Source organism: Nocardia sp. CA-084685, from assembly GCF_050955785.1.
Taxonomy (GTDB): Bacteria; Actinomycetota; Actinomycetes; order Mycobacteriales; family Mycobacteriaceae; genus Nocardia.
The window spans coordinates 6,758,130-6,769,978 of sequence record NZ_CP192094.1; the positions used below are offsets into that span (position 1 = coordinate 6,758,130).

Genomic DNA, 11,849 nt, shown 5'->3' on the forward strand with positions numbered 1-11,849 from the left:
CGGTGCCACCGAATAGCCGAACTGCGGTCTGCCGTTGGATCGGGTCCATGTGACTCACCAGCGGGGCGGTGGTCGCCGGAGCAAGCCGACTCGCCGGCCGCAGCGACTTCCGCTGGCCGGAACTCGGCGTCACACCTCCCACCGGGATTGAACGTGGCCAACTTCTTCGAGGATTTCCACTGACAGGGCGTTACCGCTCCGTGAGCGAGCGAGCACCGGATCCGCGCTATCGCGATGCTTCCGGTGGTGGGGAACGGCGGTGTGCCGGAATGACTTCGGTCCAGAAGTCGTGGCGGACGGCATCCCATAGTTTCGCGAGTTTCGGCAGGCGTTCGCGGGCCTGGACGAGATCCGGATAGTCGTCTGGCGCGAATGCGACGATCGAGGTCGAGTCGGATAATTTGTGTACGAACATGATTGCGATCTCGTGACGATGATTCAGCCGCCATATCGCTTGCAGGCCGTCGTATTCGGTTCGGTAGATTTCATCCATTCCGGCGTCGGCGGCGGTTATCGCCGGACATCCCGGGCGGCGAGGGGTAGGAATCGGTGAGCGCGTCGAGCACGTCCAGCAGCGTCGCGAGATCGGGTCCGAACCATACCGGCTGTTCGTTGCCGATCGGTTCGAATGGCAAGCCGCGAGACGCGGCGCGTTCACGCGGGCTCATCGCCGGGGGGACGAGCGCGCCCGCGCGCACCAGACACCTGAGAGCCGCGGACTTCGTCGGACAGGTGACGGCGCGGCATGTGATGTGCTGCTGCATGATTCGATGTGACTCGGCGACGGTGAGCGCATGGTCGGGGTGCGCGTGGTCCGGGGTGATGCTGCTGAGCATGGCGCGCGCCCATGTCACCGGCGGGCAGACCGTTTCGAGGTCGCAGGTTTCGCAGACGCGGGCGGGGGTGTTGTCCACACTGGCCAGGTCGTAGACGATCAGGGCGGCGGCGCGTACACCGGTGGCGATCGTGAGGCCGTAGCCGATCGGGTCGGTGTCCGGATGCTCTGGTGGACGGACCGTATAGAGGTAGTGGTACCCCAGTTGTTCTGCGTGGCGGTGGATCTCGGCCGCATGTCGCGGCGCGGCCAGGCCGGACACGCCGGTCCGGACCAGGCCGACCGCCTTGGGTTTGCGCGCGTCATCCTCGTCCGGACGAGCACGGACGTAGGTTGTATTCGGCTGTCCCGCTTGTATGTTCGTCATCGTCGCGAACCTTCGTATTGGTGGTCGATGGTGGCGGTCGACCAGTGGGATCGGCCGACCGCCACGACTAGGACACACCGCCCGCGGGCGTCTCGGAAGGCGGAAACGGGAACCACTGTCAATCGGCGAAAAAGCCCAGCGCAAAGCCGAAGTTTGTGGGAGGGTCTTCCCGATTCTGGAGCACATGTCGGCTCGAAATATGGGGGTAATTCATTGGTGGACAGCGATAGCAGCATCACTCGTCGTCAGCTCGGGCGATTGCTGCGCGAAGCACGTGACGCGATCGGATTGACGCTGGAGGATGCCGCACGGCTGATGGAGTGGAGTAAGAGCACCCTTCAGCGGTACGAGAAGGGGCAGAACCAGAAGATCCGGATGCGTGAGCTCGACGGGATGATCGATATCTATCGCATCGATCCCGAACGCGCGGAAGGGCTTCGGGGGTTGGCGAAACAGGCGGCGGAGAAGTCGTGGTGGCATGAGTTCGGGGATCTGATTCCTGCGAACTTCAGTGTTTACATGGGCTTGGAGTCCGCTGCCACGAGACTGACCAGCTACCAGCCAGACCTGGTTCCTGGCCTGTTGCAGACTCCTGAGTACGCCCGAATCCTCATGGCGAGCGCCCTCCCGAATGTCCCTCGAGAAGAGATCGAGCGGCGCGTCGAACTGAAGATGCGCCGACAGAATCTCGTCACCCGCAACACCAGGCCCGCCACGCTCACTGTGATTCTCGGTGAGGCCGTGCTGCGCCGCGTGGTAGGCGGCCCGTCGATCATGGCGAAGCAGCTAAAGAAGTTGGCAGACGCCAGCACCCTGCCTAATGTCAACTTGTATGTGCTGCCGTTCTCGGCGGGCTACCCCACGGGTGACCAGATCGGACCGTTCATGATTCTCGAGTTCCCTATGGACAGTCGAGGAGAGCCGATCGAGCCGACGATCGCTTACGCCGAGAATTACACCGGCGACATGTATTCGGAGAAAGTAGGTATCGTGCAGCGGTACACGCAGGCGCACCAAAAGCTCCGAGCAGCAGCACTGGATGAGGTCGCCAGCAGGGCGCTGCTGCGCAAGATAGCGAGGGAGTATGAGCGTGAACGTTGACCTGTCTGGAGCGCGGTGGTTCAAGAGCAGCCGCAGCGGAGCGACCAAGGAATGTGTGGAAGTTGCCTTCCTCGGTAACGGCATCGTCGGCGTCCGCGACTCCAAGAACCCAACCGGTCCGGCCCTGGCCTTCACCCCGAACGAATGGGACGCCTTCACCGCACGCGTGCAAGACGGAGAATTCAACGGCAACGCCTGATCGCCTATGCCCGAACGGCAAGGAGTACCAGCCGTGAACATTGATCTGTCCGAAGCTCACTGGTTCAAGAGCAGCCGCAGCGGAGGTACCAAGGAATGTGTGGAGGTCGCCTTCCTCGACACCGGCATCATCGGCGTCCGCGACTCCAAAAACCCAACCGGCCCCGCCCTGACCTTCACCCCAACCGAATGGGACGCCTTCACCGCAGACATCCAAGCTGGAGCCTTCAACCGCCCTGCCTAACAAACAGCCAGGAACCCAGGTGGAGCAACCATGCGGCCGCTCCCCGAATATGTTTCGGGGAGCGGCCGTCGTAGGTGACTCGCGGGCCGGGCAGTGATCATGGGCAAGCCGACTCCTCGGACGCTGCGACTTCCCCGGGTCGAAACTGGACGTCAATCGGCGAATTCGACCGCTACCATTGCGGCATGTCCCTGCCGCGTATCGAGCGTCCGGATCTCCCCGAGCACATGACCTGGGAGGAACTGGAGCGACTCCCCGAGGAGATCGCCCAGCAGATCGAGTTGTGGAATGGACGCGTGGTATGGGTGCGGCGCGGCCCTGCGGAACATCAGACCTTCTCGAACCTGTTTTGGAACGGCTTGCGCAGCTGCGCCCGGAAGGACATGTCAGACCACACAGAGCACTGCTGGCAGGTAACGACTGAGACAAACGTCTTCCTCGGCCGCAATGGCAAGTCCGATTTCCTGACACCGGACTTCCTCGTCCACCGGTGCCTTGGATCCCCGTACCAGGATCTTAGAAGTGCTGACGTCGTGTTGGTCGGGGAGGTCCTGTCCCCGTCCAACACGCAAACCGATATCGAGGCGAAGAAAGGCCGCTACGCGGGCTCCGGCATTCCGTGGTACTGGGAAGTGACCTTGGACCGTGAATACAGCGCCATCGCGACAGTCCGCGCCTACGGCCTCGACATCGGGCACGCGCAATTGCCGGATGGTGTTCACCCACTGCGCCTGGCCAACTACATCCTCGCTGGCGAATGGACCCACGAGAACCCCGACGGCATCGCCATCGACTTCCCGTTCCCCATAGCCATCCCCTGGACCGAACTCGAATACTGACCAAGTCCAAGATCACCATGTGCTGTGGGCGGCTGATATCGTCGTTCGCCGCCACCAGCACATGGTGATCTTGGTCAGCGCAGGGAACCGTGCAGTCGGGTACTCATCGCATCGGGAAGGCTGATCGTTATCCGGTTCAGCCCTCCAATCATGCGAGTGGGTGACGAGTTTTTCATGCCGTTTCCGACGCCACCGGATGGCCGAATCGGCGGCCGGTGAGGGTGGCGGGGAGTGGGCCGCGGCGTGGGGTGCCGGAGAGGTCGTAGAAGGTCGCGCTGGCTGAGCCGGTGAATTCGTCGCCACGCACGGTCAGGTCGAAGCGCACGATTCCCTTCTGCACCGACGAGGGATCCGCGCGGTCGACGGTGAATTCGAGGAACGCACCCGAGACCGTTGCGCCGTTGGCGTTCCAGGTACCCATCCCGTTGCTGTCACTGGTGGCGCGATTTCCGTGATCCGGATTCGATTGCGCCATGGTGCCATCCGCGTGGAAGGTCATGACGTGGTAGCGAAACGGTGCGCCGTCGGCCACTACCTCCCAGACCCCGACGATGCTCATCCGCACAGTCCGGCGAGCAGTTCGATGCCTGGTTCGATCCGATGTTCGGGCACGGTGGCGAAGCTCAGCCGGATCGCGTTGCGGGGTGCGTCGGGGGCCGCGAAGAACGCGGATCCCGGCAGGAATGCGACTCCCCTGTTCAGCGCTGGGGCAACCAACATGTCGGCGTCGAAATCCGCTGGGCCCTCGACCCATACGAACATTCCGCCATCGGGTTCGGTCCAACTGAATCCGGGCGGGAAGTACTTTCCCAATGCGGTCACTACCGTATTAAGTTTCGCCGCATAAGATTTCACGAGCACACTCAGATGCTCGGATCCCACTGGCGTGCCGAGGAATTCGGCGGCGATCGCCTGGTTGAAGGCGGAGGTCTGCATATCGATGCCCTGTTTCAGGGCCAGTACGGGCTCGAGCAGGTCATCCGGCAGCACCGTAATGCCGATCCGCAATGCCGGGGCAAGAGTTTTCGACAGCGAGGTGATGTAAGCGGTGCGGTCCGGGGCGAAGGACCACAGCGGCGGCAATGACTCACCGCGATACCGCAGGTCGGTGTACACATCGTCTTCCACGACCAAGGCGTCGTGCCGGGTGATCACCTCGGCGACCTGCGCACGCCGTGCCGTGGACATGGTCCGTCCGGTCGGGTTCTGGAAAGTCGGCAAGAGATATACGAACGCCGGATCCTGTTGTGCCAATGCGCTATCCAATGCTTCCGGCAGAATGCCGTCCGCATCGGAGGCCACCTCGACCACCAGCGCGCCGTGGCTGCGGAACACCTTCACGGCAGGACCGTAGGTCGGGGTCTCCACGAGCACCACCGCGCCGGGATACAACAGCGCCATGCAGATGTTGTGCAATGCCCCGGATCCGCCCGTTGCGATATGCACCCGTTCGGGCGAACATCCGATTCCTCTGCCGGACAACAGTATTCGTGCCTGCTCGAGCAACGGCGGGAAACCCTGGGTGAGTCCGTACTGCAACGCGGTATTCCCGTACTTCGCGATCGCGGCCGCAGCCAAGGACGACACCAGCTCACCCGGCAGCAGTGCCGGGTCCGGTGCACCGACCGCGAACGAGACCACATCCGGTCGGCGCGCCAATGTCGCGAACGCGTCGTCGATCGGCCCGCTGCGCATGGCCGCTTCCCGGCCGAACGCGACACCCGTGCTCACGCCTCCACCTCGCTGGCGCTCGGCTCCGGCACGAGCACGCTCGTGGCTGTGTTGTTTGTTCGCTCGCTGCGCTCACTCATACCCGAGCCAGCTCCCGCCGCAGTCGCGCGGCGATCTCGACTGCCGCGGCGTCGAATTCCGGCGTCAGCACGAGGTCATCGCTGAACAGCGGATCGGTACGCACATCCACCGCCACCAAACCGTCGGTGTCGCTGAGATTCACCGCCACATGCACCACCCCCTCCGGGATGTACAGGAATTCGCCCGGTCCGTGCACGTACGGCTCCAATTCCGGACCGATCAGGGTTACCGCCCGTCCGGTCACGCAGAACACGATGGTTTCGCTGCGCTGGTGCAGATGCGCCCGCGCCACCTTCCCCGGCGCCATATTCACCATCGCCGCCGAAATCCCTTCGGCACCACAGGTATCCCTGGTTATGCAGGGCAGCAGATGCTGCTCCTGCGGTCCGACCACTTCCGCGACGTCGGCTGCGGCAACCACGCGCACGGCCTTGGCAATACTTCCCATTCGGCAATCCCAGACATCATTGTATTGGACATGAATACTCGATTTCACGACTTAGCACGCAGCTGGTCGAGCTCCGCGCGGAGTTCGGCGATCTCGTTGTGCAGAGCCTGAATACAAACCAGCGCGACACCGCTGGCATCGACGTTGTAGATCTTCTTATCGCTGTCCCCGAAACCGAAGGCAGCACGAAAGTCCTGTGCCATCGGACCCAGGTGTCGAACATCCGGCGATTCCCATTCGTAGCGCCAAGTGCTGATCGGCAACCGCACGACTTCGGCGAGGATTTCGTAGCCATTCACGGCTCGCTCATGTCCCGGTTCATCCGCTGGTCCGGACGGGATCTGCGGGGCCGGCGCCCGATGGCGCCGACCCCAAGGTAGACCGAACACGTTCAGCGATCCCACACCACCGCGACGCGGTCACGCTTTATCGCTCGATCGCTTTCGATGGTCGCGCTGGCGACGCCTGCCGCTACCGTGGCCAGGCCGGTACTGGCGGCGGCCACAATTGCGATTCGTGCCAGCACAGCCGCGTGCGTGGTCATCGCGCTGATCTTCTTCATCCGATGTTTCCTTTCTCTCGAGGTCCCAGCCTTCGGCTGCGGATCCACGTATCTGTGCTCACTCGCGTCTATTCGGGCACTCGCCGGAACGGGTTGTCGAATTGGCCACCGGACATGTCGAGGTACCGCTCGTGAAACAGCGTCTGCATTGACGGAAACGCCCTCTTCGCCAAATCGGCGGAGCGAAGTGAATTTTCGCCTACGCGCGACCGACGGAACTGCAGGCCATTCCCATTCATGGAGACTCATGCAACTGGACTTCGAATCGACAGTTGATGTACCGTTGGATATCGGCACAATAGAAGTTGCCAGGTTCGCGCCGCTAGACGGTGCGGCTGCCGGTGGAGGGCGAAGCCATAGGACGCCAATGGATGACTCCTCTACTCGGCGAGCTTCGATCGCGCTGTATTCGACCGAGAGTTCTCGGCAATCGAACGCTATGGCACCTCTCCACCGGGAACATCCGCCGCACCGGACAGAAATATCCGCACTATACGTTCGCCGCATCGCCCGTGGTGCCTCCTCGGTTCGAGCTCGCCGACCGGCGCGACGGCCGGATGATGTACTGCTGGGCGATACATCGCCCACGGATACGGATATTCCCGCCCGACATGGCGGATGATCCGACACCCCGACTGGCCTAATGTCCGAAATGCGACCGCCCGACCATTCGGATTCGGCCGGGCACAGAGCATTCGAACGCAGAGGGATCGGGTATGCGAGTGATCGTGGTCGACGGCAACGACAACGCGGGCGACGCACTGGTGCACAAGCTGCGCCTGCGTGGGCATCACGTCGATCGCAAACGTCGGGGTTCGGACCTGCTGGTTACCCATCACCGCTATCACGCGGTCATCCTCGACCTCGACCTGCCGGATATGTCCGGGCTCGCGGCGCTGCGCAAGCTGCGCGAGGTCAGCTCGGTGCCGGTGGTGGTGCTCACCGCGGATACCGACGAGCGTTCGGTGGTGCGCGCATTGCGCAGCGGCGCCGACGATTACCTCGTGAAGCCACCTCGCGTGGCCGAGTTGGCCGCTCGGCTGTACGCGATTACGCGACGCCTTCCCGTCGCCACGAACCTCGAACCGACAAAAGTGGTCGTAGCGGGCGATGTTCGGGTGGATCTGGAGGCCGATACCGTCGAGGTCGCCGGGCATGAGGTGCAGCTGACGCGGGTAGAGTTCGCGGTATTGCGGGCGCTGCTCGAGCAGCCCGGTGCTGCGGTCAGCCGTCAGCAGCTGCTGGATCGGATTTGGGGCGACGCGTTCGTCGCTGTGTCGCATTCGCTGTACGTGCATGTCAATGCACTGCGCACCAAGTTGAACCGTCCGGGGTTGATCACGACCATTCATAGCTATGGTTATCGATGGAATCCGGTTGCGGCCGTGGTTAATTCGGCAGACGAGTCGATGGCACTGAGCGCCCTTGCAGGTCGCACCGCCTGACGGGTCGCGTATCGGTGATCGCCACCGCCGCGGCATCCGACGCAATCCACGCAACCGTCCTCGGATCGGCGTTCGCCACCACCTCTCATCGGACTCGATACCCGAGCACTCGCGGCCAGGGTGATCGCAAACCGCGGCACCACACTCGGTCACGTGATCAATCACCGGATCGGCAGTTCCAATCATCGCGTCGTCAGCCACAGCCTGACCGAACCTCCACGTCCGCGACGGTAACCGCAGGCCCGACCGGACTACCACGTCCGCGATCACAACCGTCGTGGCATCAGACGTGATCATGACACCGGCGATTCCCACCGTCGCGGCATCGAGGTGGCCGCGAGTACCGCACCGGTGAGAAGCAGTGCGCCGCAGATCAACAGCGCAATTCGGAAGCCGCTGCCGAATGCCGCGGTATCGGCGATCCTCGCGCCGGAAATGCCGGCCAGCCCCGGCAGCGCGGCAACCGCGAGCAACTGCGCGGTGCGGGCGACCGCATTGTTCACTCCGGAGGCGATCCCGGAATCCGTTGCGGACACGGCGGCGAACACCGCACCCGTCAGCGGAGCCACGAAGACAGCCAACCCTATCCCTAGCACGACGGTCCCCGGGAATACCGCACTGAAATAACTCGCGCGCGAGCCGATCCCGCTCAGCAGAACCGCACCGCACCCGGCGAGCGCAGGTCCGAGGATCATCGGAATGCGTGCACCGTGCCGCTGTGCCCACCGACCGGCCGATGCGGACGACACCAGCATGATCCCGGTAATCGGCACCGTCGCCGCGCCCGCCGCCAGCGGCGAATACCCTGCCACCACCTGCAATTCCAGCGGCAGCAGGAAATAGACACCACCGAGACCCGCGTATACAGCAGCGGTCACCAGATTGGCCGCGGTGAATACCCGCGAGGAGAACAGTGCGGGCGGCAGCAGCGGATGATCACCGCGCAGCTGTATCCACGCGAATATCGCGAGCAGTGCCACGCCGAGCAGCGACATCCACCCACGGGCACCGATGAACCCATAGGTCAGCGCACCCAGTCCGGCCACGGCGGTCGCCGCACCCGGGAGGTCGAGCGGCCGCGCATCGGGATCTCGCGATTCCGGAAGATAGCGCACCGATACGACAGCCACGGCTACGGCGAAGGGCACGTTGATGAGAAAAACCGAGCGCCACCCGGCCAATTCGGTGAGCCAGCCGCCCACGATCGGTCCAACCGCCTCGATGACGCCGATGAGCCCCGCCCACAAGCCGATCGCGGCACCGTGGTCGCGACGATCGATCGATGACGAAATCAATGCCAGGCTCCCGGGCGTGATGAACGCACCCGCGATACCCTGCACCACCCGCGCCGCGACGAGCATTTCCATCGAGGTCGCGACACTGCACAACAGCGATGCCAACGCGAAACCGACACTGCCCCAGATGAATACCGTCCGTCGCCCCAGCCGGTCCCCCAGCGCCCCGCCGACCAGTATCAGCGATGCCAACGCCAGGGTATAGCCACCGACCACCCACTGCAGATCGGCAACATCATCGCCGAGACTCGAACCGATCCGCGGCACAGCGATATTGACGACCGCCGCATCGAGCACCACCACCGCCGAACCGAGTACCGCCGCCGTGACAACCCAGCCTCCGGTGACCGAACGCAGCCGCGGTGGTGCGGGCGCGACCCGATTCGGTGCGACGAGGTCGCTCATCCTCTGTTGGCGAGAACCAGCGCGAACCGATCGTCCGGATCGGTCCACGATTGCTGCACCTGGAAGCCGGAAGTTTCCAGCTCCCGCCGAAATTCGGTCAGCCGGAACTTCGCCGAGATTTCGGTGCGCATCTGTTCTCCCGCCGCGAAGTCGACGACGAGATCCAGCTCGGCGACCGTGACCGACATGTCAGCCGTGGCCTCCAGCCGCATTTCGATCCACTCGTTTTCCGGATCCCATACCGCTATATGCGCGAAGCGGTCCGGCTCGAAATCCGCGCCGAGCCGCTGGTTCACCACCTGCAGGATGTTGCGGTTGAACTCGGCTGTCACACCCTCGGCATCGTCGTACGCGGGAACCATGAGGGCGGGATCGATCACCAATCCGACTCCGAGCAGGAGCTGTTCGCCCGGCTCGGTCACCTCGTGGACGCAACGGTAGAAATCCGCGCGTTCCTCGGGGACCAGATTGCCCAGTGTGCCCCCGAGTAGTGCGATGAGCCGTCGGTCGCCGCGCGGCAGTGTGTGCAGCATGCTGGTGAAGTCGCTGACCACTCCGTGCACCGCGAGCTCCGGGTACTCCTCGCGGATCCAGGTCACGGCGGCGCGCAGTGCGGATTCGGAAACATCCTGCGGCAGATAGGATTTCAGTTCTCCATGTGCCCGCAATGCGGTCAACAGCAGACGTGTCTTCTCCGATGAACCCGAGCCGAGTTCGATCAATTCCCCGGCCTCGGCCGCCGCCGATGCGATCGCATCGGCCGAGTCGCGAAGTAGTGTTCGCTCGGTGCGGGTGGGGTAGTACTCGGGCAGCTCGGTAATAGCTTCGAACAGCTTGCTGCCCTGCGCGTCGTAGAACCATTTGGACGGCAGCCACTTCCGACTCCCGGTCAGCCCCCGGAGAACATCGGCACGCAATGCGGCCGCGAGATCGTCCTCGGTGAGTTGGATATCGATACTGACGTGAGGCCGCACTGGCTTACTCCGATCGATGCTGAATCGCCAGGATCACGTGTGGAGTACAAACCTCGCGGTCCACTTCTCCGACAATGGAATTGTTGACGCAGCGACCAGGCTCCCGCCAACCGGCGATTCGCACATTTACATCGGCTTAAGTATTGGTCGCCCTCACCCCATACACTGCGATCAATGCCGAGTCCGGCGAGGTTCACGGCCATCTTCTGGTGCACGCCCGGGCCTCAGTCCCGAACGCGCAGCACGGTATTGCGCGGGCCGCGCATCGGTTCGCTGCCGACGGTCGCGACACGGGGCCGCCGCGACATGCATTCCCGGCGCAAATGGACGGATCATCACCATGCATTGGTGTTGTCGCCTCTCGGGGCCGATACCGCCCAGAACGTACGGTGGCCGCTTGACCAGCGGTACTGTTGTGCGAGCGGTGGGGCTTTTGGGCACGACGATGGGGTGGGAGGATCTGGGTATGGAGGTGTCAGGGGATTCGTTCGGGCGGCGGCAGCCGACGAGTCACGAACGGATGACGGGCCTGCCCTGGGACGCGTCGTACCAGGATGGGCCTGCGCCGTGGGATGTGGGCGGCCCGCAGCAGGCGATAGTGCGACTGGCTGCTCAGGGCGGGTTCGCGGGATCGGTGCTCGATGCGGGGTGTGGCAGCGGAGAGAACGCGCTGTACATTGCGGCGCTGGGGTTTTCGGTGCTCGGCGTCGATGTGGCGGAAACGGCGTTGGCAACGGCGCGGTCGAAGGCTGTCGCGCGTCGGATAGACGTGGAATTCGTCGCCGCCGACGCGCTGCGGTTGGACTGTTTGGGGCGCAAGTTCGACACCGTGCTGGACTGCGGACTGTTCCACACCTTCGACGGGGAGGAGCGGCGAGCGTATCTGGAGAGTCTGGCGACGGTGACCGAGCACGGCGGCACGCTGTATGTGTTGTGCTTTAGTGATGAAGGGCCCGATACCGGCCCTCACCCCGTCAGCCGGGAGGAGCTGACATCGGCGCTCGATTCGAGCAATGGGTGGAAGGTGGTCACGATCGAACCGGATCGGCTCGACACGAGATACCACGACGACGGTGCACCTGCTTGGCTCGCGACTGTCGAACGGGCCTAGTTCCACAGTCCGAGGTCGTGATCTCGACGGAGTGGCGGCAATGAAGTTCCGCCAGCGGACTGCCCGGTCTCCAGCTATCACCGTTCGGTCACTTTGGCGATGACCGGGTACTTGGGTTGAGGGTGAGGCTGGACATCGCGATGAAGATGCGGTAGCGACCGATCTCGTCGTCCTCGACGGCGTGATGTTGTCCCATCCATGCTGGTCGCTGTA

General features: G+C 63.5%; 15 protein-coding genes. 6 read left to right on the forward strand and 9 right to left on the reverse strand.

Annotated elements, in window-relative coordinates; translation table 11 throughout:
- Positions 1-226: 226 nt before the first annotated feature.
- Positions 227-493: a hypothetical protein gene (locus ACQP2U_RS30050; protein WP_433710552.1), complete on the reverse strand. Its 267-nt coding sequence runs from the start codon at positions 491-493 to the stop codon at positions 227-229.
- The gene (locus tag ACQP2U_RS30055; RefSeq protein WP_433710553.1) at positions 486-1,202 is read right to left on the reverse strand and encodes a hypothetical protein; all 717 of its coding nucleotides are present in this window, start codon (positions 1,200-1,202) and stop codon (positions 486-488) included. Before ACQP2U_RS30055 ends, ACQP2U_RS30050 begins: the two co-directional genes overlap by 8 nt.
- Before the next feature lie 216 nt (positions 1,203-1,418).
- On the opposite strand from ACQP2U_RS30055, the gene ACQP2U_RS30060 reads away from it, so the two are divergent.
- The 4 genes from ACQP2U_RS30060 (at position 1,419) to ACQP2U_RS30075 (ending at position 3,584) form a co-directional block, all read left to right on the forward strand.
- The gene (locus ACQP2U_RS30060; RefSeq protein WP_433710554.1) at positions 1,419-2,303 is read left to right on the forward strand and encodes a helix-turn-helix domain-containing protein; all 885 of its coding nucleotides are present in this window, start codon (positions 1,419-1,421) and stop codon (positions 2,301-2,303) included.
- Positions 2,293-2,502, forward strand: coding sequence for a DUF397 domain-containing protein (locus ACQP2U_RS30065; protein ID WP_433710555.1), 210 nt, complete (start codon positions 2,293-2,295; stop codon positions 2,500-2,502). The genes ACQP2U_RS30060 and ACQP2U_RS30065 overlap by 11 nt, the downstream gene beginning before the upstream one ends.
- A gap of 33 nt (positions 2,503-2,535) precedes the next feature.
- Complete coding sequence (locus ACQP2U_RS30070) at positions 2,536-2,745, forward strand: DUF397 domain-containing protein (protein WP_433710556.1); 210 nt, start codon at positions 2,536-2,538, stop codon at positions 2,743-2,745.
- A 185-nt stretch (positions 2,746-2,930) separates the two neighbouring features.
- Positions 2,931-3,584 carry a Uma2 family endonuclease gene (locus tag ACQP2U_RS30075; RefSeq protein ID WP_433710557.1) on the forward strand — a complete coding sequence of 218 codons (654 nt, stop codon included), beginning with the start codon at positions 2,931-2,933 and terminating at the stop codon, positions 3,582-3,584.
- 172 nt (positions 3,585-3,756) lie between these two features.
- On the opposite strand, the gene ACQP2U_RS30080 is transcribed toward ACQP2U_RS30075, so the two are convergent.
- From ACQP2U_RS30080 to ACQP2U_RS30100, 5 genes are all read right to left on the reverse strand, one after another.
- Positions 3,757-4,143, reverse strand: a complete 387-nt coding sequence (locus tag ACQP2U_RS30080) for a hypothetical protein (protein WP_433710558.1) — start codon at positions 4,141-4,143, stop codon at positions 3,757-3,759.
- Positions 4,140-5,315, reverse strand: a complete 1,176-nt coding sequence (locus tag ACQP2U_RS30085) for a PLP-dependent aminotransferase family protein (protein WP_433710559.1) — start codon at positions 5,313-5,315, stop codon at positions 4,140-4,142. The genes ACQP2U_RS30080 and ACQP2U_RS30085 overlap by 4 nt, the downstream gene beginning before the upstream one ends.
- A 76-nt stretch (positions 5,316-5,391) precedes the next feature.
- Positions 5,392-5,844 (reverse strand): cupin domain-containing protein, encoded by a 453-nt coding sequence (locus tag ACQP2U_RS30090; protein ID WP_433710560.1) that lies wholly within the window; start codon positions 5,842-5,844, stop codon positions 5,392-5,394.
- 44 nt (positions 5,845-5,888) lie between these two features.
- Complete coding sequence (locus ACQP2U_RS30095; RefSeq protein ID WP_396960191.1) at positions 5,889-6,143, reverse strand: tail fiber domain-containing protein; 255 nt, start codon at positions 6,141-6,143, stop codon at positions 5,889-5,891.
- 92 nt (positions 6,144-6,235) lie between these two features.
- On the reverse strand, positions 6,236-6,406 hold the full coding sequence (locus ACQP2U_RS30100; RefSeq protein ID WP_329411869.1) for a hypothetical protein: 171 nt from the start codon (positions 6,404-6,406) through the stop codon (positions 6,236-6,238).
- Positions 6,407-7,122: 716 nt separating this feature from the next.
- Here ACQP2U_RS30100 and ACQP2U_RS30105 point away from each other — a divergent pair.
- Positions 7,123-7,851, forward strand: a complete 729-nt coding sequence (locus tag ACQP2U_RS30105) for a response regulator transcription factor (RefSeq protein WP_433710561.1) — start codon at positions 7,123-7,125, stop codon at positions 7,849-7,851.
- Between the two features lie 293 nt (positions 7,852-8,144).
- Here the strand turns inward: ACQP2U_RS30105 and ACQP2U_RS30110 are convergent, their stop codons facing one another.
- A complete protein-coding gene (locus ACQP2U_RS30110) occupies positions 8,145-9,551 on the reverse strand; it encodes an MFS transporter (protein WP_433710562.1) in 1,407 nt (468 codons plus the stop codon).
- Positions 9,548-10,525, reverse strand: a complete 978-nt coding sequence (egtD, locus tag ACQP2U_RS30115; protein ID WP_433710563.1) for an L-histidine N(alpha)-methyltransferase — start codon at positions 10,523-10,525, stop codon at positions 9,548-9,550. Before egtD ends, ACQP2U_RS30110 begins: the two co-directional genes overlap by 4 nt.
- A 520-nt stretch (positions 10,526-11,045) precedes the next feature.
- Between egtD and ACQP2U_RS30120 the strand changes: the two genes are divergently transcribed.
- Entirely contained in the window at positions 11,046-11,636 is a 591-nt protein-coding gene (locus tag ACQP2U_RS30120) for a class I SAM-dependent methyltransferase (RefSeq protein ID WP_433716620.1), read from the forward strand.
- Positions 11,637-11,849: the final 213 nt, after the last annotated feature.

Coding starts and splice junctions, on each gene's coding strand:
- ACQP2U_RS30120 (WP_433716620.1), top strand. CDS start 11,046: ATGACGGGCCTGCCCTGGGACGCGTCGTACCAGGATGGGCCTGCGCCG.
- ACQP2U_RS30090 (WP_433710560.1), bottom strand. CDS start 5,844: ATGGGAAGTATTGCCAAGGCCGTGCGCGTGGTTGCCGCAGCCGACGTC.
- ACQP2U_RS30075 (WP_433710557.1), top strand. CDS start 2,931: ATGTCCCTGCCGCGTATCGAGCGTCCGGATCTCCCCGAGCACATGACC.
- ACQP2U_RS30050 (WP_433710552.1), bottom strand. CDS start 493: ATGGATGAAATCTACCGAACCGAATACGACGGCCTGCAAGCGATATGG.
- ACQP2U_RS30080 (WP_433710558.1), bottom strand. CDS start 4,143: ATGAGCATCGTCGGGGTCTGGGAGGTAGTGGCCGACGGCGCACCGTTT.
- ACQP2U_RS30100 (WP_329411869.1), bottom strand. CDS start 6,406: ATGAAGAAGATCAGCGCGATGACCACGCACGCGGCTGTGCTGGCACGA.
- ACQP2U_RS30105 (WP_433710561.1), top strand. CDS start 7,123: ATGCGAGTGATCGTGGTCGACGGCAACGACAACGCGGGCGACGCACTG.
- ACQP2U_RS30110 (WP_433710562.1), bottom strand. CDS start 9,551: ATGAGCGACCTCGTCGCACCGAATCGGGTCGCGCCCGCACCACCGCGG.
- ACQP2U_RS30055 (WP_433710553.1), bottom strand. CDS start 1,202: ATGACGAACATACAAGCGGGACAGCCGAATACAACCTACGTCCGTGCT.